General features: G+C 75.1%; 18 protein-coding genes. 10 read left to right on the top strand and 8 right to left on the bottom strand.

Annotated features, from left to right (window positions below):
* Nucleotides 1-141: 141 nt before the first annotated feature.
* Nucleotides 142-1,023 carry a DUF3027 domain-containing protein gene (locus tag ACWEQL_RS15855; RefSeq protein ID WP_452150840.1) on the bottom strand — a complete coding sequence of 294 codons (882 nt, stop codon included), beginning with the start codon at nucleotides 1,021-1,023 and terminating at the stop codon, nucleotides 142-144.
* Nucleotides 1,024-1,631: 608 nt separating this feature from the next.
* On the opposite strand from ACWEQL_RS15855, the gene ACWEQL_RS15850 reads away from it, so the two are divergent.
* The 4 genes from ACWEQL_RS15850 (at nucleotide 1,632) to ACWEQL_RS15835 (ending at nucleotide 5,342) form a co-directional block, all read left to right on the top strand.
* Nucleotides 1,632-3,080, top strand: coding sequence for an MFS transporter (locus tag ACWEQL_RS15850; RefSeq protein ID WP_452150839.1), 1,449 nt, complete (start codon nucleotides 1,632-1,634; stop codon nucleotides 3,078-3,080).
* A gap of 94 nt (nucleotides 3,081-3,174) precedes the next feature.
* Entirely contained in the window at nucleotides 3,175-3,708 is a 534-nt protein-coding gene (locus ACWEQL_RS15845; RefSeq protein WP_452150826.1) for a hypothetical protein, read from the top strand.
* A gap of 7 nt (nucleotides 3,709-3,715) precedes the next feature.
* Entirely contained in the window at nucleotides 3,716-4,504 is a 789-nt protein-coding gene (locus ACWEQL_RS15840; RefSeq protein WP_452150825.1) for a futalosine hydrolase, read from the top strand.
* Nucleotides 4,497-5,342: a 1,4-dihydroxy-6-naphthoate synthase gene (locus tag ACWEQL_RS15835; RefSeq protein WP_452150824.1), complete on the top strand. Its 846-nt coding sequence runs from the start codon at nucleotides 4,497-4,499 to the stop codon at nucleotides 5,340-5,342. Before ACWEQL_RS15840 ends, ACWEQL_RS15835 begins: the two co-directional genes overlap by 8 nt.
* Nucleotides 5,343-5,379: 37 nt before the next feature.
* Here the strand turns inward: ACWEQL_RS15835 and ACWEQL_RS15830 are convergent, their stop codons facing one another.
* On the bottom strand, nucleotides 5,380-5,763 hold the full coding sequence (locus ACWEQL_RS15830) for a cold-shock protein (protein ID WP_452150823.1): 384 nt from the start codon (nucleotides 5,761-5,763) through the stop codon (nucleotides 5,380-5,382).
* Nucleotides 5,764-6,207: 444 nt separating this feature from the next.
* On the opposite strand from ACWEQL_RS15830, the gene ACWEQL_RS15825 reads away from it, so the two are divergent.
* Nucleotides 6,208-6,486: a hypothetical protein gene (locus ACWEQL_RS15825; RefSeq protein WP_452150822.1), complete on the top strand. Its 279-nt coding sequence runs from the start codon at nucleotides 6,208-6,210 to the stop codon at nucleotides 6,484-6,486.
* A gap of 22 nt (nucleotides 6,487-6,508) precedes the next feature.
* Here ACWEQL_RS15825 and ACWEQL_RS15820 read toward each other — a convergent pair whose 3' ends face one another.
* Nucleotides 6,509-7,141, bottom strand: a complete 633-nt coding sequence (locus ACWEQL_RS15820; RefSeq protein WP_452150821.1) for an HAD family hydrolase — start codon at nucleotides 7,139-7,141, stop codon at nucleotides 6,509-6,511.
* Nucleotides 7,142-7,401: 260 nt separating this feature from the next.
* On the opposite strand from ACWEQL_RS15820, the gene ACWEQL_RS15815 reads away from it, so the two are divergent.
* Entirely contained in the window at nucleotides 7,402-8,478 is a 1,077-nt protein-coding gene (locus ACWEQL_RS15815) for an ABC transporter substrate-binding protein (RefSeq protein ID WP_452150820.1), read from the top strand.
* Nucleotides 8,479-8,555: 77 nt separating this feature from the next.
* Here the strand turns inward: ACWEQL_RS15815 and ACWEQL_RS15810 are convergent, their stop codons facing one another.
* Nucleotides 8,556-9,299 (bottom strand): TetR/AcrR family transcriptional regulator C-terminal domain-containing protein, encoded by a 744-nt coding sequence (locus ACWEQL_RS15810; RefSeq protein WP_452150819.1) that lies wholly within the window; start codon nucleotides 9,297-9,299, stop codon nucleotides 8,556-8,558.
* A gap of 132 nt (nucleotides 9,300-9,431) precedes the next feature.
* Here ACWEQL_RS15810 and ACWEQL_RS15805 point away from each other — a divergent pair, with 132 nt between their 5' ends.
* Nucleotides 9,432-10,973 carry an MFS transporter gene (locus ACWEQL_RS15805; RefSeq protein ID WP_452150818.1) on the top strand — a complete coding sequence of 514 codons (1,542 nt, stop codon included), beginning with the start codon at nucleotides 9,432-9,434 and terminating at the stop codon, nucleotides 10,971-10,973.
* A gap of 89 nt (nucleotides 10,974-11,062) precedes the next feature.
* Here ACWEQL_RS15805 and ACWEQL_RS15800 read toward each other — a convergent pair whose 3' ends face one another.
* The gene (locus tag ACWEQL_RS15800) at nucleotides 11,063-12,313 is read right to left on the bottom strand and encodes a hypothetical protein (RefSeq protein ID WP_452150817.1); all 1,251 of its coding nucleotides are present in this window, start codon (nucleotides 12,311-12,313) and stop codon (nucleotides 11,063-11,065) included.
* A gap of 606 nt (nucleotides 12,314-12,919) precedes the next feature.
* A complete protein-coding gene (locus ACWEQL_RS15795; RefSeq protein WP_452150816.1) occupies nucleotides 12,920-13,696 on the bottom strand; it encodes a hypothetical protein in 777 nt (258 codons plus the stop codon).
* Nucleotides 13,697-13,941: 245 nt separating this feature from the next.
* On the opposite strand from ACWEQL_RS15795, the gene ACWEQL_RS15790 reads away from it, so the two are divergent.
* Entirely contained in the window at nucleotides 13,942-16,566 is a 2,625-nt protein-coding gene (locus ACWEQL_RS15790; protein ID WP_452150815.1) for a helicase C-terminal domain-containing protein, read from the top strand.
* Nucleotides 16,567-16,654: 88 nt separating this feature from the next.
* Here the strand turns inward: ACWEQL_RS15790 and ACWEQL_RS15785 are convergent, their stop codons facing one another.
* Nucleotides 16,655-16,909 carry a hypothetical protein gene (locus ACWEQL_RS15785; RefSeq protein ID WP_452150814.1) on the bottom strand — a complete coding sequence of 85 codons (255 nt, stop codon included), beginning with the start codon at nucleotides 16,907-16,909 and terminating at the stop codon, nucleotides 16,655-16,657.
* A gap of 167 nt (nucleotides 16,910-17,076) precedes the next feature.
* Between ACWEQL_RS15785 and ACWEQL_RS15780 the strand changes: the two genes are divergently transcribed.
* Both ACWEQL_RS15780 and ACWEQL_RS15775 read left to right on the top strand, forming a co-directional pair.
* Nucleotides 17,077-17,481 (top strand): hypothetical protein, encoded by a 405-nt coding sequence (locus ACWEQL_RS15780; RefSeq protein WP_452150813.1) that lies wholly within the window; start codon nucleotides 17,077-17,079, stop codon nucleotides 17,479-17,481.
* An 87-nt stretch (nucleotides 17,482-17,568) separates the two neighbouring features.
* A complete protein-coding gene (locus ACWEQL_RS15775; protein WP_452150812.1) occupies nucleotides 17,569-19,206 on the top strand; it encodes a DNA repair helicase XPB in 1,638 nt (545 codons plus the stop codon).
* 179 nt (nucleotides 19,207-19,385) lie between these two features.
* Here the strand turns inward: ACWEQL_RS15775 and ACWEQL_RS15770 are convergent, their stop codons facing one another.
* Nucleotides 19,386-19,580, bottom strand: a complete 195-nt coding sequence (locus ACWEQL_RS15770; protein ID WP_452150811.1) for a hypothetical protein — start codon at nucleotides 19,578-19,580, stop codon at nucleotides 19,386-19,388.
* Between the last annotated feature and the right edge of the window lie 168 nt (nucleotides 19,581-19,748).

The following is a 19,748-nucleotide window of genomic DNA, read 5'->3' as shown; positions in this document are numbered from 1 at the left end:
TTCTTCCGTGCCCGAGCGGATGCTCCGGACACCGGGGCGCCGGACCCGGCGGGGCGCGCGCGGCCGGGAACGACGGCGGCCCGTCCCTCCCGGTGCGGGTGGGGCGGGCCGGCGCGGGACTCCCGGGGCGGGAGCCGGTGCTCAGGAGTGGCCGAGCTCCTCGGCGGGGGCGTCGGGCTCGACGGAGCCGGAGTCGCGGTCCGGGTGGAGCTGCAGCGGCTCGACCACCAGCTCGTCCAGGATCAGCTCGGACGGCGCCGGCGGGGCCGGGATCACGGCGGCCTCGGAGTGCCCGCCGCAGCCGTACGCGAAGGAGACGATCTGGCCGTCGGCCGGGCCGAACTCGTTGCCGCAGACGCCGAAGGCCTGGCCGAGCGAGCCGCCGATCGGGATCAGGAAGCCGCAGCTGGCGCAGGAGGCGGGGGCCGCCTGGGCCATCGGGGTCTGCGGGCCGTGCGCCTTCTCCCAGCGGTCGGCGGCCAGGTGCAGGCCCAGCCGGGACAGCACCCGGCTGCGGCCCATGCCGAGCTCCTCGGCGACGGCGCCGATCTGGGCGCGGGCCGGGGCGGGCTGGATGTGCGGGTCGGTGACCACGACGTCCTCGTCCGCGGCCATGGCCATCGCGGAGTTGGGCGCGGGCTCGTCCTCGCCGCTCCAGCCGGGCTCCAGGCGCAGGTCGTCCGCGTCGGTGGGCAGCAGGTCGCCGGGGCCCATGTCACCCGGACGCAGCCGCTCGCTCCACGGCACCCACTGCGGGGCGAGGACGGCGTCGGGGCCGGGCAGCAGCACGACCTCGTCCAGGGTCACGTTCTTGGCGCGGGCGGCCCGGGCCACGGTGACGGCCCAGTGCCAGCCACGGTAGGCGGCGTCCAGACACTCGAAGGTGTGGGTGACGACGCGTTCGCCCTCCGCCTGGGCCCCGAGGTGTGATCCCACGGTCTCGTCCCCGACCGCCTCGACGGCCGCCTGCCGGGCGAGTTCGACGGCCTCGGCACAGAGCCGATCAGGGGTACGGCTTCGCATCGCAGCACTCACGGCGTCGATTCTCTCCCAGTTCTTCTGTCGCCCACGGCGTGTTGCCTGTTCCGTCGCGGCTAGGTTTCCCTCGTCCATTCTGCGCGACCCGGGGCCGTCGCGGGTACCGACCGCGCCGCTCTCGCGCTCCGGCCGACGCCTCGACGGGTCGGACGGAGGGGACCCGTGAGCACGGACGGCCCTGGGCAGGCTACCCGTCGGTCGGCCGTCGGACACAGTCCGGGGCGGCGGATCGTAACAGCCGGGGGCCCCGGCCGCGCCGTACGAAGGCCGTTCCCGCGTCGTCGCGGCGTTTCTGGGGCAGGATGGGCTGTGTGGCGGACGAGAAACCGTCGCACGCACTGCACGCCTCGCAGGCCGGCAGCCCCGACGAGGCGGGCGCCGTGCCGCGACAGCAGCCCCCGGTCCTGGCCGCGGAAGAACCGCAGGCCGAGACCGGCTCCCCGCCGTCCGCGGGGGAGCCCGCGCCGACGCCGGTGGACCTGACGAAACCCGCCGGGGAGCTCACCGCGACACCCCCGGACGGCCCCGGGGAGCCCGCGGCGCCGAACGAGGAGTCGCCGGACGAGGAGGAGCCGGCCGACCGGCCCAACCTGCTGGTCCGCACCGCCTCCGCCGCCGGCTCCCGCACCGGCAAGGTGGTGCACGGCACCGGCCGCCGGATCCGCCGCGCCACCTCGGCCGAGGGCGCCGGCGAGTCCGGTCTCGCCAAGCTGATCGAGCTGCACGCGCTGAACTCCTTCGGCGACATGCTGATCACCGTGGCGCTCGCCTCGACCATCTTCTTCTCCGTCCCGACCGGCGAGGCCCGCGACCGGGTCGCGCTCTACCTGCTGATCACCATGGCGCCGTTCGCCATCCTCGCCCCGGTGATCGGCCCGCTGCTGGACCGTCTGCCGCACGGCCGCCGGGCCGCGATGGCGATGTCGATGCTGGCCCGCGCCGTCCTCGCCTGGACGATGGCCGGCACCGTGACCACCGGCAGCCTGGCCCTGTACCCGGAGGCGCTGGGCGTCCTGGTGGCGTCCAAGGCGTACGGGGTGGTGCGCAGCGTCGTGGTGCCCCGTCTGCTGCCGAGCCGGCTTTCACTCGTGAAGGCGAATTCCCGGGTCACCCTGGCCGGACTGCTGGCCACCGGTGTGGCCGCCGGGGTCGGCGGACTGCTGCACCTGATCGGGCCGGGCTGGCCGCTGCGCGGCGCGTTCCTGGTGTTCGTGGTCGGCACCCTGATGGCCTTCCACCTGCCGCACAAGGTGGACTCCGCCAAGGGCGAGCAGCGGGCGGTGCTGCACGCCGAGGAGCACGAGCACCACGGGCCCCACCTGCACGCACCCCACCTGCACGCGCGTCAGGCCGCCCCGTCGCCCGAGCCCCCGGCGGCGAAGCCCGACCGCGCGCAGCCCGACCGTGCGAGGGCCGACCGCGCCAAGGCGGACCGTCCGAAGGCCAACCTGCGGACCGTCGGCCCCTCGGTGATCCTCGCCCTGCGGGCGATGGCGGCGCTGCGCTGGCTGGTCGGCTTCCTGGTGATGTTCCTGGCCTTCCTGCTGCGCGAGGACCCGATCGGCGGGCTGGACCCGACCGTGGCGCTGGGCCTGGTCGCGCTGGCGGCCGGCACCGGCAACGCGACCGGCTCGGTGCTGGGCTCCTGGCTGCGCACCCGGGGCCAGGAGGCCACCGTCACCGCGATGCTGGCGCTGGCCACCGGGGCGGCGGCGGCCGCGGCGCTCTGGTACGGCGTGGTCACGGTGGTCCTGGTGGCGTTCGTGGCCGGCACCGCGGCCTCGCTGGGCAAGCTGTCGCTGGACTCGCTGATCCAGCGGGACGTCCCCGAGGCGGTACGGACCTCGGCGTTCGCCCGTTCGGAGACCCTGCTGCAACTGTCCTGGGTGGTGGGCGGAACGGTCGGCATCCTGCTGCCGCTGAACGGCACGATGGGCCTGGCACTGGCGGCCGGGGTGGTCGGCCTGGTGCTGCTGCTGACGGTCCGCAGCCTGTTCCGGGTCGGTCTGCGCCGCCGCCCGGCCGCCCCCCGGGTGGCGTAGTGCCCTCCCCGGCCCGCAGGCCGCGACCCGGTGGCAACACGCTGTGGCGTACCCCCGCGTAGCGTGATCGGTGATGCCCGGTAGCCTCTGACGCATGAGCCTCAGCACCCGTGCCATCGCCGCCATCGGCGCCGTCGTCGTGATCGGTGCCGCCACGGTCGGCGCTTCCGTCGCCGTCGCTTCGGGCGAGCCCGTGCCGTCCGACCACACCGCCACCCTCGTCGTGGGCAACTCCAGCACCGTCGAGCAGCCGTTCTGCTTCAACGGCGGCAAGCCGCTCACCGAGGAGCAGCAGACGGACTGCCGCACCCGCGCCGGTGAGGCCATGAAGGCGGGCAAGCTGCCCAGCTCCGACGTGGTGGCCAGCGACCGCATCGCGGTCGGCGTCAGCCCCGCCGTGGCGGAGCGCACCTGGTGGGCCAACACCAACGGCGGCAGCGCCACCGGCACCGGCAGCTTCGTGCTGGCCCCGTCGCAGACCGGCAACACCTTCTCCGGTTCGGTGGGCGCCTCCCGCGCGCTGCACGCCTCCGGCAAGACCGTGGTGACCGTGGTCGAGTCCGGTCCGAAGGAGTCCGAGGACATCTACGCCGTCTGGTACTTCCAGCTGAACACCCAGGACTCCTGACGGTCCGGTGACCAGCACGCCGCGTACGCACGAGCAGTCGGACCCCGAGCGGGCCCGGCTGCTCGTCGTCGTCGCGGTCGGGGCCGAGGCGGAGGCCGTCCTGCGCGGCCTACCCGACGGCGCCCGCCCGCTGCCGCTGCCCGGCGGTGAACTGCGCCGCGCCCACCACCCGTCGGGCGTGACGCTCGACGTGCTGGCCGGCGGGGTCGGCCCGGCCGCCGCGGCCGCCGCCGCCTCGGCCGCGCTCACCGCCCACCGGTACGACCTGGTGGTCTCCGCCGGGATCGCCGGCGGCTTCGCCCCGTACGCGCCGGTCGGCGCCACCGTGCTCGCCGACGCGATCGTCGCCGCCGACCTGGGCGCCGAGACGCCCGAGGGCTTCGCCTCCGTCACCGACCTGGGCTTCGGCACCGTGCGGCACACCCCGCCGCCGGCCGCGGTGGCGGTGGCCGCGCGGGCGCTGGACGCCGTCACCGGCACCGTGCTGACCGTCTCCACCGTCACCGGCAGCGCCGGCCGGGCCGCCGAACTGGCCGCCCGCCATCCGGGCGCGGTGGCCGAGGCGATGGAGGGTTTCGGGGTCGCGGAGGCCGCCGCCCGGCACGGGGTGCCCGCGCTGGAGCTGCGGACCGTCTCCAACCCGGTCGGCCCGCGCGACCGGGCCGCCTGGCGGATCGGCGAGGCGCTGGCCGCCCTGGAGCGGGCCTTCGCCGCGCTCCCCCACGCCGAGCTGCTGGCGGCGTCCGCGCCCGCGGTGCCCGAACCGTCGAAGTCGAAGGAGACCGGCCGTGGCTGAGCCGCTGAGCGTCGCCTACTCGCCCTGCCCCAACGACACCTTCGTGTTCCACGCCTGGGCACACGGCCTGGTGCCGGGGGCCGGGGCGCCCGAGGTCACCTTCGCGGACATCGACGTCACCAACGGCCTGGCCGAGCGCGGCGAGCTCGACGTCCTCAAGATCAGCTACGGCGCGCTGCCCTGGGTGCTGGACGAGTACGCGCTGCTGCCGTGCGGCGGCGCGCTGGGCCGGGGCTGCGGCCCGCTGGTGCTCACCCGCCCGGAGACCCCGGACGACCTCTCCGGCCGGACCGTCGCCGTCCCCTCCGAGCGCTCCACCGCCTACCTGCTGTTCCGCCTCTGGGCCGCCCGGGCGGTGCCCGGCGGGCTGGGGAGGATCGTGGTGCTGCCGTTCCACGAGATCATGCCCGCCGTCCGGGACGGCCTGGTGGACGCCGGCCTGGTCATCCACGAGGCCCGCTTCACCTACCAGCGGTACGGGCTGCGCAGCCTCGCCGACATGGGCGAGGCCTGGGAGCGGGAGACCGGCCTGCCGATCCCGCTGGGCGCGATCGTCGCCCGTCGCTCGCTGGGCGCCGAGCGGCTGCGCGAACTGACCGGGACGATCCGCGACTCCGTCCGGCAGGCCTGGGCGGACCCGGAGGCGAGCCGCGCGTACGTCCTGGCGCACGCGCAGGAGATGGACCCGGCCGTCGCCGACCAGCACATCGCCCTGTACGTGAACGAGTTCACCGCCGACCTGGGCGAGGAGGGCCACGCCGCCGTGCGCGCGCTGCTCACCCGGGCCGCCGCCGAGGGGCTGGTGCCCCCGGTCGACCCGGGTGCGCTCGACCTCTAGGTCCTTCTGGGTCCTTGTGGGTCCTTCCCCGGCCGGGTCAGATGTCGAACTGGTCGGCCACCGCGCGCAGCACCCCGGCCAGCTTCTGGGCGGCCGGCTTGGCCGGGTAACGGCCGTGCTGGAGGCCCGGCAGCACCGCGTCCATCATCGTGATGAGGTCCTGGACGAGCGCGGCCATGTCGTCCGGGCTCTTGCGCTGCGCGGCGGCCACCGACGGCAGGGCGTCCAGCAGCTGCACCGCCATCGCCTGGTCGCCGCGGTGCCCCGCGACCACGCCGAACTCGACCCGCTGGCCCGGCTTCAGCGCGGTGACACCGGTGGGCAGCGCCTTGGTGTGGACGAAGACGTCGCCGCCGTCGTCGCGCGACAGGAAGCCGAAGCCCTTCGTCTCGTTGAACCACTTGACCTGGCCGGTGGGCATCTCGAACAGTCCTCGATGTGGGTGTGAGGGATCCCGGCCCTGGCCGGGGATCACTGGATGGTGGGAGGGCGGGCCGACCTTCGCTCCGCGCCCGGCGGGCGCTCGTGATCAGCACGCTGTAGGGAGCAGACTAACGGTCCGTTACGACCTCATCCGCGTTCCGCCGAAGATCCGTACCCGGATCTGGCGGCCGCGGGCGACCCGGTCGCGGCACGGCCCGGGCGCGGGACGCTGTCCACAGGCTCACACCCCCGGTCGCGAAGAAGCGGGGCGCACCCGTCGCGCCCCTCGGCACAGCCTGCATACCCCCGCCCAGCAGGGATCAAAACTCCCAGCTTCCGGGAAACTGCGCAACGTGACGGATCGGCGGCCCGGCGGAGCGCCCCGGCCCGCTCTGCCAGACTGGTGGCCGGCCACGTCCCCCGCCAGTCAAGGAGCGCCCCCGTGAGCAGCCGGAGCACCGCGACCAGCCCGAGCGCCGCGACCGCCCCCCGGGCCGCCGCCGACCCCGGCGACGTCCTGGTCAAGGCCGGCACGATCGTCTTCGGCCTGGGCGCGCTCGCGACCCTGATCACCTTCGTGCCGCTCTTCCTGCACCGGACGCCGCTGCCGAGCGCCGCGTACTGGCTGAGCATGACGATGCCGCTGGGCTTCCTGTTCGCCCTGGCCGGCCTGCTGCTGAACGTCCGGGCCCAGCGCCGCCGGGCCCGGGCGGACGCCTGACGCCGGGCCCCGCGGGAGGGTCCTAGTTCTTCGCCGCCAGGTGCCCGGCCAGCCAGGCCGGGAAGGCGGTGAGGTCCGCCAGCACCACGTCCGCGCCCGCCGCGCTCAGCTCCTCGGCGCCGTACGGGCCGGTGGCCACGCCCACCGCGACCGCGCCGGCGTGCCGGGCGCCCCGGATGTCGCCGAGGTGGTCGCCCACGTAGACGCCGGCGCCGTGCTCGCGCAGCGCGTCGCCCTTGGTCTCCGCCCACAGGTCGCCGGCCAGCGCGTCCGCGTACATGCCCGCGTGCTCCAGGTGGAGGCGGGCGTTCGGTTCGTACTTGCCGGTGATCACGGCGACCCGGCCGCCGTGGGCGCGGACCGCGGCCATCGCCTCGTGCGCGCCGGGCAGCGCCACGGTGGGGCCGAAGGCGTAGTCGCGGTAGAGCTCGCGGTAGCGGGTGGCGGCCGCCTCCACCTCGGCCTCCGGGAACCAGTTGCGCATTTCGTCCAGGAGCGGCGGGCCGAGCCGGGTGACCACGAGGTCGGCGTCGATGTGCGCCCCGGTCTCCGCGGCGAGCGCCACGTAGGTGGCCCTGATGCCGGGCCGGGTGTCGAGCAGGGTCATGTCGAGGTCGAAGCCGACGGTGAGCCGGGTGTTCGCGGTGCTGAGCATGCCGCCAGGCTATCGACCCGGCCCGGGCCGCCACCCGGGGTTTTCCACCCGGGCCCTTCCGCTCGGACTTCTCGACCCTGACGTCTCGCGACCCGGACGGCCGGGCCGCGGGGACCGTCGCCGGCCGTCAGGGGCGCGCCCTGTGCGTCACGGCGACCCACGGTGACATTTCGGACATAATCGACGCGCCCCGACCGCGTACCGGCACGTCCGGCCGCGTACCGGTACGACCGCGCACCGACCGTGTCCGAGGAGCGCCGATGCCCCCGCTCTCCCGCCGCGCCCTGCTCGCGGGGCTCGGCGCCGCCGCCCTCACCGCCGGCTGCACCGCCGCACGGACGGCCCCGCCGTCCGACGCCACCGACGCCCCCGACGCCCCCGGCGAATCCGGGGCGCCTGGGAGCACCGGTTCGCCCGGGAGCGGCGGGCCGCCGGACGTCTCCGGGCCGCCCGCCTCGCTCCCGCCCAGCCCGGCGCCCGTGCCCGACGTCACCGTCGACACCGCGATGGGCCCGGTGACCGTCCCGGGCGCCCCGCTGCGGGTGGTCACCCTGGACACCGCCGAGTTCGACTCCGCGCTGACCCTGGGCATCACCCCGGTCGGCGCCGCCCGGGCCGCCGCCGACGCCGCCTTCCCCGAGCACTGGCCCGCCCTCCGGCTGGCCCCGGTCGCCTGGGTCGGCGCCGTCGGCGACCCCGACCTCGACGCGGTCCGCGCGCTGCGACCCGATCTGATCCTCTCCAACCGCACCCGGGACGGCGCCCGCTACGACCGGCTGCGCGCGATCGCCCCGACCGTCCTCACCGAGACCACCGGCGCGCCCTGGAAGGCGAACTTCCAGGTGCACGCGCAGGCCCTCGGCCGGCAGGCCGCGGCCGCCGCCTTCGTCGGCTCCTACCAGCGGCACGTCTCCCAGATGGTCCAGACGCTGGCGGACGCGCACGCCTCGGGCCGGCGGATCAGCCTGGTCCGCTTCGTCGAGGGCGGCGGGATCCGGCTCTACGGCCGGCAGAACTTCCTCGGCACCGTGCTCGCCGACGTCCAACTCCCGCGCCCGGACGCCCAGAACCTCGACCGGTTCGCCGTGGAGGTGCCGCCGGACCAGCTCGCCCGCGACCTCCCCAGGGCCGACGGCGACCTGCTGCTGTACGCGACCTACGGCGACCCCGACCGGGCCGGCACCACGGCCGTCCTGGCGAGCCCGGCCTGGCAGTCCCTCGGCGCGGTCCGGGCCCACCGGGCGTTCCCCGTGGACGACCGGCTCTGGTACCAGGGCATCGGCTACACCGGCGCCAACAACGTCCTCGCCGAGCTGCAGCGCCTGCTCGGCGCCTGAGCGCCGGGCACCGGGCGCCGGGCGCCGGGCGCCGGGTGTGACAGTCGGGGCACCGCGTCACGGAACGGGCGCGGCGGTCAGCGGGCGAGCCTCAGCGCCAGACCGTCCAGGACGGTCTCCAGCCCGAGCGCGAACCGGGCGTCCCGGGAGGCGACCGGGTCCACGGCCTGGGCCGCCGCAGCGGCGTACGCCTCGGCGAGGTGGTCGTGGTCGGCGGCGACCCGCTGGGCGGCGGGCATCAGGCGGGCGATGAACCCGGCCTCGGTCTCCCCGGAGCGGGCGACCGTGTTGAGCCAGGCCGCCTCGGTGGTGCTCATCCCGATGACGTACGCGAAGACGGGGTCGATCGCCCGGACCGGTTCGGGGAATCCCGCGGCGACGCAGAGGTCGGCCAGGCGCTCGGAGAAGCGCATCAGATTGGGACCGAGGTAGGCCAGGCCCGCCTGGCCCAGGACCGAGGACACCCACGGGTGGCGCAGCGCCATCGCGCGGAAGGACGTGGCCGCCCCGGTGATCGCCGCACGCCATTCGGGGCCTTCGACCGAGGGGACGGTGACCTCGGCGACCACCTCGTCGAACGCGAGCTCCATCAGCTCGTCCTTGGTGGCCACGTGCCGGTAGAGCGAGGTGGCACCGGCGTTCAGCCGGGCGGCGAGCTTGCGCATGCTGAGCGCCTCGATGCCCTCGGCGTCCAGCATGACGATCGCCTCGCGGACGATCAGGTCGCTGCTGAGCCCGGGCTGCTCGGCCTCGCGCTGCCGTCTGGCCCACACGGACGGGACCGCGTCGGCCTGGGCGGCGGGGGTGCTCCTGGCGGCCATGACGTTCCTCCACTCTCTTGCGCACACCGTTCGCGTCGAGCGTACAACAATCGCCACTTGCGAACACTGTACGCAGATGCGTACAGTGTTCGCATCGCAGGAACGGTGTACGCACCTCGGAGGGGAACAACCATGGAAGCCCGCAATCCACGTCGCTGGTGGATCCTGATCGTGCTCTGCCTGAGCACCCTGGTCCTGGTCGTCGACAGCATGGCCCTGACGGTCGCGGTGCCGTCGATGACCCGCGAACTGGGCGCGAGCGCCCAGGACACCCAGTGGATCCTCGACTCCTACATCCTGGTGTTCGCGGGACTGCTGCTGACCTCCGGCAGCCTGGGCGACCGGTTCGGCCGACGGAAGATCATGATCATCGGCCTGCTGCTCTTCGGGGCCGCCTCGCTGGCCGCGACCTTCTGCACCGACCCCGGCGAGGTGATCGCCTCGCGCGTCGCCATGGGCGTCGGCGGCGCCCTGATCATGCCCTCGACCCTGTCGATCCTGATCACCGTCTTCGAGGAGGACGAGCGCGGCAAGGCCATGGCGGCCTGGGGTTCGGTGTCGATGCTCGGCCTGGTCGGCAGCCCGGTGCTCGGCGGCGTCCTGATCGACCACTTCTCCTGGCAGTCGATCTTCTTCATCAACGTGCCGATCGTCGCCCTGGCCGTGGTGGCCGGCCTCACCCTGATGCCCGAGTCCAAGGGCCCGTGGCAGAAGCCCGACCCGCTGGGCGCGGTCCTGTCCGCGGTCGGCATGACCGCCCTGATCTGGTGGATCATCGAGATCCCGCAGCACGGCGCCTTCGAGGGCCGCTCGCTGCTCACCCTGGCGGTCGCGGTCGTCACCCTCGGCGGGTTCGTGGTCTGGGAGAACGTCACCTCCTCGCCGATGGTCCCGCTGGCCCTGTTCAAGCAGCGCGACTTCAGCGGCGGCTCGCTCTCGCTCACCCTGGTGCAGATCGGCAACGGCGGCCTGCTCCTGGTCCTCACCCAGTACCTGCAGTTCGTCCTGGACTACTCCCCCGTCAAGGCCGGCCTCGCCTTCGTCCCGCTGGCCGTCGCCGCCCTGATCGGCAACGGCGCCGGCGCCGGGCTCACCGCCAGGATCGGCCACCGCCTCCTGGTCCTGATCGGCATGATCGTCATGGCCGCCTCGTTCGCCCTGCTGACCACCGTCTCGGCGGACACCTCCTTCGCCGTCCCGGCCGTCGCGCTCGGTCTGCTCGGCCTCGGCGCCGGCCTCGCGATGCCCGCCGCGGTCGGCGCCCTGATGGGCACCATCCCCGAGGAGAAGGCCGGCGTCGGCTCCGCCCTGAACGACACCATCCAGCAGGCCGGCACCGCGCTCGGCATCGCCATCCTCGGCTCGCTGCTGACCAGCGGCTACGCCGCCGGGATGCCGGCCGACGCCCCGGAGGCCGCCAAGCAGTCGATCGCCGGGGCGCTCGCGGTCTCGAACGGCGACGCCGGACTGGTCCACGCCGCCCGGGAGGCCTTCACCTCCTCGATGTCGACCACCTTCACCATCAGCGCGATCGGCGTCCTCGCCGCCGCGGTCCTGGCCGCCGTGGTGATGCGTGGCACCAGGCCGCAGGCCCCGGCGCAGGACGCCGAGGCCACCGGGGTCACCGAGGCGGAGGCCGCCCCGGCCGCCCCGGAGAAGCAGCTCGCCGGCTGACCCCGCCACCGCGCCGGTCCGCGAACGGGCCCCTCACCGCCACCGGTGAGGGGCCCGCCGCGTTCCCGGTCCGGTGACGGACCCGTGCCTCAGGACTGACGGCGCAGGCGGCGGGCGAGGAGGACCGCGCCGGCACCGAGGGTGGCCAGCACGCCGGCGACGGTGGCCGGGACCACGCTGGACTCGGCGCCGGTGGCGGCGAGCTGACCCGTGGCGGGCGCGGCAGGAGCGGTGGAGGCGTCCGCGACGGGGGCGGCGGGGGCCGCGGCCGGCTTCACCTCGGCCACCGGCTTGGTCTGCGCGGCCGCGCCGGAGGCCGGGGCGGGCGCCTTGGTGGGGGCGGGGGTCGTCGCCGGGGCCTTGGCGGGGGCGACGATCTTGACGGTGCTGCCCTGCACGCAGTGGGTCGTCCCCCGGAACGGGGAGCCCTCGTTGACGAAGACGCACGGGTTGATCTCGGTCGCGCCCAGCGGCGTGGTCCGGTCGTAGGAGACGCGGACCCGGGTCACCGTGGTCTTCCCGGCCCCGATGGAGGAGTCACGGCCCTGCAGGTAGACGCCGGGCTTCTGGTCGGGGTCGGCGGAGGACACCTTCTTCAGCGTGGTCCACGTGCCGTCCGCCTTGCGGACCTGGACCGTGGCGTGGCTGTCGGTGAAGAGCACGTTGCCGAGGTTGACGTAGGCGGACGGGGTGGGGTTGGCCAGCACCGCGTCGAACTCGACCGGGTCCCCGCCGGCGACCGCCGTGGCGGGCACGTGGGCGAGCGAGGTCCTGATGGAGGCCACCCCGATCGTGCTGATCTGCTCGGCCACGTCCGACGATCCGGGCGTGATCAGGCGCGAGCTCAGGGAGATGGACCGGAAGCCGCCGTTGGTCGCGCCGTTGTGCGGCCGGCCCATGGGGGCGCCGATGCGCATGTCCAGCTTGACCGCCTTGCCGGCCTGGACGGTGACGCCGGGGACGGTGCCCTCGTAGGTGACCGTGCGCCCGGGGCCCTGCCCGTACTGCAGCGCCACCGTCTTCCACTGACCGTTCGCGGGGTCCTTGTAGCCGATCGTGATCGCGTCCGGCGGCGTGCCGCCGTCGGTGGTGGTCTTCAGGGCGAGCGTGTAGGTGGCGGCCTCGGTGCCGGTGTTGGTGATGGTCGTGGTGTAGCCGACCGGCTGTCCGGCGAACCCGACCGTGGCCGGCGCGTGGACCGACAGCGTCGCGGCCTTCGCCCCGGCGGCGAAGGCGGCCTGCGCCGGGAGCGCGAGCGAGCCGCAGAGCGCGACGACTCCGAGCGCGGCCGCGGCGGCGACGGTGCGGCGCGGACGGCGGACACGGGCGGTGCTGGACATGGTTCCCCCTGGAGACACAGATGGATGTCATGGACATGCCGAACACAGGGTTCGGCGGCGCCGGATGCGACAGAACGATTGAGTGAGCGGCTGCGACGGCCCACGAGTCCGTCGGCCCGCGGACGGATGATCACCCGTCCGCGCCTCTCAATGAACTGGACGTGTGGCGCCCGCTGTGGTTGCAGTCGGTTTCGAAGAATTTTCCGACCACGTCCTAAAACCCGCCCCGGGGCGGAACGGCCCAGCTCAGGGGGCTTCTCGGCGGGCGGGCCCGGCGAGAAGCCCGTCCGCCGGGTCGGCCGGCCGGCGAAGGCGGCGGCGATCCGCGGCAGCCCGCCGACCGCACCGGCCCCGGGCCGTCTCCCCCACCCGGGGGAGACGGTCGGATCGGTGGGTGGAGGCGGCCCGGGCCGGTGGCCGCCGAGGATGGGAGCACCCGGCCGGCCGGCGTCGTCGTGGGAAACGGGGGACGACGACGGCCGGCCGGGGCGGCTCCCCGGTGGCGCCGGTCGCAGGGGAGCCGGCGCCACCGGGGACACCGTGGATACCGGGGAGTCGGCGCCACCGGGGACACCGGGGACACCGGGGACTCCGAATGTCCGGCGGTCAGCCGCCGGCCGCGGCGCCGCGGCGCCTCATCGCCACGGCGAGGAGGAACACCGCCGACAGGACCGCTGCCACCCGCAGGGCCAGCGGTGCGGCGGCCCAGGTCTCGGCGCCGACCTGCTGGCCCGGCCGAAGGGCCTCACCCCAGCGGCCGTCGGCGCGGCCCCAGAACCACAGGGTGGTCGCGCTCATCGTCATCAGCGGAATCCCGAGAACCGCGAACTTGCGGGTGAAGTCGCTCAGTTGGCGGGAGAGGTAGCCGACCCCCCACCCGGCGAGCATCACCAGCATCAGCCCGGTGACCGCACCCCCGACCAGCACGCCGGAGGAGAGGAGCAGCAGCGGGGAGGGCCGGCGCCCCGTCAGAACACCCGGCCCGGAGGACCGTTCCGCCTTCGCGGGCCGGCCGGGCCCCGGCCGGCCCGCGGCCTTGCCCGGCTTCCCGTCCGACGCCCCGCCCGGCTCCGCGGCCGCCGACTCCTCCTCCGGCGCGGTGCGCTGCTCCGGGATCGGAGCGGGCGGCGCCTTGGGGGTGTCCGAGAAGTCGTACATCACGAAGTCCCAGCCCTCAGGCCCGGCGGCCGACATCACCGACGGCGGGAGCTCGTCCTCCGGGCCGGACGTCCCGGAGGACTCGGAGGACCCGGCCGGGTGCGAGGGCTCGGCGGTGTACGCGGACCCGGCCGGACGCCCGGCCGTGCGCGGGGGTTCCACCGTGCGCGGGGGCTCGGCGGGATGCGGCGGGTCGGCCGGACGGGCCGGCTCCGGTGCGTACACGCTGTCCTGATCCGCCGACGCCTCACCCGACGTCCCGCCCGACACCTCACCCCCCGACGCCTCACCCGGACCGCCCGCGCCGGACGACTCGCGCCACGGCCCCCGCTTGCGCCACCACTCGCCGTCCACCATCACCGAACACCCCGCCTCGCCGCGCCCGTCCCCGCCGGTCAGACGCTACCCACCCGATCCGGCCCCACGCCGACCGGTCCCCTCCGACACCACCGACGACTAACCTAGGTCGAATGACCACACAGCAGGGCCCCCAACGCTCCGGCGGCAGCACCGGCCGCGCCACCGGCGGCTCCGGCCGGGCGTCCACCGCCCCCCGCACGCTGGCGGAGGAGCTGCGCGGCCGCACCGACGACGCGCTCGCCGTCCTGCTGCGGTCCCGCCCCGACCTGCTGAACCCGGTGCCCGTGGACCTCACCCAGCTGGCCGCCCGGCTCTCCTCCCGGGCCTCGGCGCTGCGCGCGCTCGAACGGCTGGACCGCTTCACCCTGCAGACCGCGGAGGCGCTCGCCGCCGCCCCCGACGGCACCACGCCGGCCGTGGTCAAGTCCCTGCTGACCGGCCCGTCCCGGGTGAAGCCGCACCCCGGCGCCACCCCGCTCACCGCCGCCGACCGGGCCGCCGTGGCCGCCGCACTGCCCGGGGCGCTCGCCACGCTGCGCGACCGCGCCCTGCTCTGGGGGCCGGACAACAACCTGCGCCTGGTCATCGCGGTCCGCGAGGCGCTGGCACCGACCGCCGCCAACCCCGGTCGCACCGGCCTGGGCCCGACCCTCGCCGACGCCACCGTGGGCATGTCGCCGGCCCGGCTCCAGCAGTTGCTCGCCTCGGCCGGGCTGCCCGCCACCCCGGACCCGGTCACCGCCGTCGCCGCGCTCACCGCCCTGCTCGCCGACCGCACCCGCTGCGAGGCCCTCCTCGCCACCGCCCCCGAACCGGCGCTGCGCCTGCTGGAGCGCCTGGTCTGGGGCCCGCCCACCGGCACCGTCCCGGACGCCGCCCGCCCGGTCACCGCCGAGGACGCGCAGAGCCCGGTGGAGTGGCTGCTGGCCCGGGGCCTGCTGCTGCCCTCCGGCCCGGGCAGCGTGGTGCTGCCCCGCGAGCTCGCCCTGCACCTGCGCGGCGGCCGCACCCACCGCACCGTCGAACCGGCCGCGCCCGAGCCGGCCCCCACCACCGCCCCGCGCGATCCACAGGCCGTGGACGCCGCCGCCGCCGGCCAGGCCCACACCGCCGTCCGCGTCGTCGAGGAACTGCTCGACCTCTGGGGCCTCACCCCGCCGCCCACCCTGCGCGCCGGCGGCCTCGGCGTACGGGACCTCAAGCGCACCGCGCAGGCCCTGGACACCACCGAGCAGCAGACCGCGTTCTGGCTCGAACTCGCCTACACCGCGGGCCTGCTGGCCCCCGACGGCGAGGCCGACGAGCGCTGGGCACCCACCCCCGCGTACGACGGCTGGCTCCAGCAGGACGCCGCCGACCGCTGGGCGCTGCTGGCCGGCACCTGGCTCGCCACCACCCGCGTCGCCGCGCTCACCGGCACCCCCGACGGCAAGGGCAAGCCGCGCGCCGCCCTCGGCCCCGAACTGGACCGCACCCTCGCCCCGTCCGTCCGCCGGGCCACCCTCGCCCTGCTCGCCGTCCTGCCTCCCGGCACCCCCGCCACCGCCGAGGAGCTGCTGCCCACGCTGCGCTGGCAGCGCCCGCTGCGCGGCGGGCCGGTCACCGGTCACCCCGGCGAGGCCGCCCCCGCGGCCACCGCCGCACCCGGCGGCCGGGCGCCCCGCGACCTGCGCGACGACCTGGTCGACCGGACCCTCGCCGAGGCCGAACTGCTCGGCGTCACCGGCCGCGGCGCCCTCGCCGCCCCCGGCCGCGCGTTGCTCACCGCCGAGGCCGACCCCGCCGAGGTACTCGCCCCGCTGCTGCCCCGGCCGCTGGACCACGTCATCCTGCAGCCGGACCTCACCGCGATCGCCCCCGGCCCGCTGCTCACCCCGCTCGCCCAGGCGCTCGCGCTCTGCGCCGACGTCGAGTCCAAGGGCGGCGCCACCGTCTACCGCTTCACCACCGCGTCGGTACGCCGCGCGCTGGACGCCGGCCGCACCGCCGCCGAGCTGCGGTCCTTCCTGGAGCAGCACTCCCGCACGCCCGTCCCGCAGCCGCTGACCTACCTGATCGACGACGTGGCGCGGCGGCACGGCGTGCTGCGGGTCGGCGCCGCCTCCTCGTACCTGCGCTGCGACGACCCCAAGCTGCTCGCCGAGGTGCTCGCCGACCGGCGCTCCGTCGACCTGCGGCTGCGGCTGCTGGCCCCGACCGTCCTGGCCGCCCAGGCCGCCCCCGACGTGCTGCTCTCCACCCTGCGCGCCATGGGGTACGCGCCGGCCGCCGAGTCCGCCGAGGGCGATGTGCTGATCACCCGGCCGGACAGTCACCGCACCCCGCCGCGCAGCGCCCCGACACCCGTCCCGGACGGCCCGCCGACCCCGGACGACGCGCTGCTCGGCGCCGCCGTCAAGGCCGTCCGGGCGGGCGACCGGGCCGCCACCGCCGTCCGCCGCGAGACCGTGGCCGGCCCCGCCGCCACCCTCCACCAGAACGGCCCCGCCCGCACCGACACCCGTCAACTCCCGCGCACCGCGGCCGCCGACACCCTGGCCGCGCTGCAGACCGCCGTCCTGCTCGGCGAGCGGATGTGGATCGGCTACATCAACGCCGAGGGCCTGGCCTCCCAGCGGGTGGTCGACCCCGTCAAGGTCGAGGGCGGCTACGTCACCGCCTTCGACCACCACGCCGACGAGCTGCGCACCTTCGCCCTGCACCGGATCACCGGCGTGGCGGAGGTGGAGGAGTGACGGAGAGCCGGGACGGCGACGACGGCCCGGGAGCGGCGAGGGGCCGTCGTCCGGGCCGTCACCGTCCGGGCCACCGCCGTCGGCGCGGTCAGTGACCCTGCTGGGACTGCTTCATCTTCTCCTTGATCGCCTGGTCGGCCAGCGAGCCGATCTCGCCCTGGCCGACGGGCAGGCTGCCCCCGCTGACCACGTCGGCGAGCAGGAAGCCCGGCGCCGCCAGCGGACCGCCCACGCCCTCGCCGATCCCGGCCACGGCGTGGGCCGAACCGGCGGAGGAGGCGGTGGCGGCCAGGGCCGAACCGGCGAGGGCGAGAGCGGTGAGGACACGCTTCGACTTGTTCATGCCGTGCTCAACGAGGAGCGGGCGCCACGGTCACCGGGCCGAACGGGAGGCGGGCCGCGGAGGCGGGCCGAACGGGAGGCGGGCCGGGCCGGCCGAGGGTTGACGGCGCCCGCCCCGCGGCGTAGTCCGGAGGGAGGGGGAAGGGGGGACTCCCGGAAGGAACCATCATGCTCGGCGATCTGATAGGCGAACTCCAGGCCCAGGACACCGTCCGCCGGGTCATCGCCACCGCCGACGGACACCCCGTGGTCGAGGTGTCGTTCGAGGGCACCGGCACCACCTACGGGATCCCGGTCACCGAATGGGGCACGTACGAGTCCGAACTCCGGGCCGACGGCACGCTCTACGGCGAGGGCCAGGGTGTGGACATGACCTCCGACGGCCAGACCTTCAGCTGGCACGGCTCGGGCATCGGCCACTTCACCGAGAACGGCGGCACCAGCTTCCGCGGTTCGCTCTTCTTCAGCACCGCCTCACCGCGGTTCGAGAAGCTCAACGGGGTCGTCGGAGTCTTCGAGTTCGAGGTCGACGCCGGCGGCAAGTCCACCGGCAAGGTCTACGAGTGGAAGTAGCCGCCCACCCGCGCCCCCGGATGCGCGACACTGGAGGGTCTGCGTCGAACCAGTCCGACCAGCCGAGCCAGTGGAGGGCTTCCCCGCGTGAACGACGGACCGCTCATCGTCCAGAGCGACAAAACGCTTCTCCTGGAGATCGACCACCCCAGGGCCGCCGACTGCCGGCGCGCCATCGCCCCCTTCGCCGAACTGGAGCGGGCGCCCGAGCACGTCCACACCTACCGGGTCACCCCGCTGGGCCTGTGGAACGCGCGCGCGGCCGGGCACGACGCCGAGCAGGTGGTCGACGCCCTGGTCAACTACTCGCGTTACCCGGTGCCGCACGCGCTGCTGGTGGACGTGGCCGACACCATGGCCCGCTACGGGCGGCTCCAGCTCACCAAGCACCCCACCCACGGCCTGGTGCTCACCACCACCGACCGCCCGGTGCTGGAGGAGGTGCTGCGCTCCAAGAAGATCGTCCCGCTGGTCGGCGCCCGGGTCGACCCCGACACCGTGGTCGTCCACCCGTCCGAGCGCGGCCAGATCAAGCAGGTCCTGCTCAAGCTCGGCTGGCCCGCCGAGGACCTCGCCGGGTACGTGGACGGTGAGGCGCACCCGATCCATCTGGAGGAGGACGGCTGGCAGCTGCGCCCGTACCAGGCCCAGGCCGTCGAGGGCTTCTGGCACGGCGGCTCCGGCGTGGTCGTGCTGCCCTGCGGCGCCGGCAAGACGCTGGTCGGCGCCGCCGCCATGGCGCACGCCAAGTCGACCACGCTGATCCTGGTCACCAACACCGTCTCGGCCCGCCAGTGGAAGCACGAACTGGTCAAGCGCACCTCGCTGACCGAGGACGAGATCGGCGAGTACAGCGGCACCCGGAAGGAGATCCGCCCGGTCACCATCGCCACGTACCAGGTGATGACCACCAGGCGGAAGGGCGTCTACGCGCACCTGGAGCTCTTCGACGCCCGCAACTGGGGCCTGGTCGTCTACGACGAGGTGCACCTGCTGCCGGCGCCGGTCTTCAAGTTCACCGCCGACCTCCAGGCCCGCCGTCGGCTCGGCCTGACCGCCACGCTGGTGCGCGAGGACGGCCGCGAGGGCGACGTCTTCTCACTCATCGGCCCCAAGCGCTTCGACGCGCCCTGGAAGGAGATCGAGGCCCAGGGCTACATCGCGCCCGCCGACTGCTGCGAGGTCCGGGTCACCCTCACCGACTCCGAACGGCTCGCCTACGCCACCGCCGAGCCCGAGGAGCGCTACCGCTTCTGCGCCACCACCGCCACCAAGCGGCGGGTCGTCGAGGCCCTGGTGAAGAAGCACGAGAAGGACCAGACCCTGATCATCGGCCAGTACATCGACCAGCTCGACGAGCTGGGCGAGGTCCTGGGCGCCCCCGTGATCAAGGGCGAGACCAGCAACGCCCAGCGCGAGAAGCTCTTCGACGCCTTCCGCGCCAAGGAGATCGGCGTGCTGGTCGTCTCGAAGGTCGCCAACTTCTCCATCGACCTGCCCGAGGCCACCGTGGCCATCCAGGTCTCCGGCACCTTCGGCTCCCGGCAGGAGGAGGCCCAGCGGCTCGGCCGCGTGCTGCGGCCCAAGGCCGACGGCCACGCGGCCCACTTCTACTCCGTGGTGGCCCGTGACACCGTCGACCAGGACTTCGCCGCCCACCGGCAGCGCTTCCTCGCCGAGCAGGGGTACGCCTACCGCATCATCGACGCGGACGACGTGCTGTGACCTCCGCGACCGCCCGCTGACGGGCCGGTGGCGCCGGGGCGGTCGGTGACGCCGGTGACAGTGGCGGCCGGCGACGGGGGCGGTCGGTGGTGACAGGGCGGTCGGTGACAGGGCGGTCGGTGGCAGGGCGGCCGGTGGCCCCGGGGCGGCCGGTGTGCTCGACCGCCGGGGCCTCGGTACTAGACGCCGTCGCGCCCGAGGAAGACCACGCGCGCGGCGGTGTCGAGGGCGATGCCCACGTTGCGGACGGCGGTCCGGAAGGGGTGGTGGCGGCGGCCCGGGCCGGTGGCGGCCGTGGAGCCGGAGGGTCGGGTGGAGGTGGACTTCTGGTTCTTGGGGGACGGCACGCGAGGCGCCGCGGGTACGGTGCTCATGTCTTCCACGGTAGGTTCCGAACGCGCCGGGCACATCACCCCAAAGGCCGTATCCGGCGGGACGTAGGTCGTCCTCCGGGTGTACGGAAGCCCTTAGACCTTGGTCGGGTACTCCCTGATGGCAGCCCTACCGGGGTATGACCCGGCCTCCCGCGGGTCCGGTACCGC

Source organism: Kitasatospora sp. NPDC004240 (assembly GCF_053603215.1).
Note: the sequence above shows the minus strand (reverse complement) of the source record. Positions and strands in the feature narration are given on the sequence as shown.

Coding starts and splice junctions, on each gene's coding strand:
- ACWEQL_RS15855 (WP_452150840.1), bottom strand. CDS start 1,023: ATGCGAAGCCGTACCCCTGATCGGCTCTGTGCCGAGGCCGTCGAACTC.
- ACWEQL_RS15845 (WP_452150826.1), top strand. CDS start 3,175: ATGAGCCTCAGCACCCGTGCCATCGCCGCCATCGGCGCCGTCGTCGTG.
- ACWEQL_RS15830 (WP_452150823.1), bottom strand. CDS start 5,763: ATGCCCACCGGCCAGGTCAAGTGGTTCAACGAGACGAAGGGCTTCGGC.
- ACWEQL_RS15820 (WP_452150821.1), bottom strand. CDS start 7,141: ATGCTCAGCACCGCGAACACCCGGCTCACCGTCGGCTTCGACCTCGAC.
- ACWEQL_RS15815 (WP_452150820.1), top strand. CDS start 7,402: ATGCCCCCGCTCTCCCGCCGCGCCCTGCTCGCGGGGCTCGGCGCCGCC.
- ACWEQL_RS15810 (WP_452150819.1), bottom strand. CDS start 9,299: ATGGCCGCCAGGAGCACCCCCGCCGCCCAGGCCGACGCGGTCCCGTCC.
- ACWEQL_RS15805 (WP_452150818.1), top strand. CDS start 9,432: ATGGAAGCCCGCAATCCACGTCGCTGGTGGATCCTGATCGTGCTCTGC.
- ACWEQL_RS15800 (WP_452150817.1), bottom strand. CDS start 12,313: ATGTCCAGCACCGCCCGTGTCCGCCGTCCGCGCCGCACCGTCGCCGCC.
- ACWEQL_RS15790 (WP_452150815.1), top strand. CDS start 13,942: ATGACCACACAGCAGGGCCCCCAACGCTCCGGCGGCAGCACCGGCCGC.
- ACWEQL_RS15785 (WP_452150814.1), bottom strand. CDS start 16,909: ATGAACAAGTCGAAGCGTGTCCTCACCGCTCTCGCCCTCGCCGGTTCG.
- ACWEQL_RS15780 (WP_452150813.1), top strand. CDS start 17,077: ATGCTCGGCGATCTGATAGGCGAACTCCAGGCCCAGGACACCGTCCGC.
- ACWEQL_RS15770 (WP_452150811.1), bottom strand. CDS start 19,580: ATGAGCACCGTACCCGCGGCGCCTCGCGTGCCGTCCCCCAAGAACCAG.